At 37.8% G+C, this 241-nt stretch carries 1 protein-coding gene; it reads right to left on the bottom strand.

All coding sequences use genetic code 11. From position 1 onward, the window contains the following. Nucleotides 1-236: TrmH family RNA methyltransferase (locus ACFIK8_RS12715; RefSeq protein WP_375669632.1), on the bottom strand; the 236-nt coding region annotated here is incomplete at its 3' end. Between the last annotated feature and the right edge of the window lie 5 nt (nucleotides 237-241).

The raw sequence follows: 241 nt of genomic DNA, 5'->3' as shown, positions 1-241 counted from the left end.
TCATGTAATGTCTCAAAAATTACTGCGTCGTTAATGACATGATCTGCTTTACTTGCTGCAGCTCTGGCTTTATCATTTGGAAATTCTTCTCGAGGCTTAACTAAACGAAGTTTAGAGAGCCCGAAATTTGCCATTGCCCTTGCTACCATACCAATATTGTCAGGCAACTGTGGCTCGACTAAAATAATAATTGGACCATTTGTTAAATTTTTACGATTTTTATTGGTTCCAGCCATCAATC

This window comes from Bartonella sp. MR168JLCBS, assembly GCF_042194175.1.
Note: the sequence above shows the minus strand (reverse complement) of the source record. Positions and strands in the feature narration are given on the sequence as shown.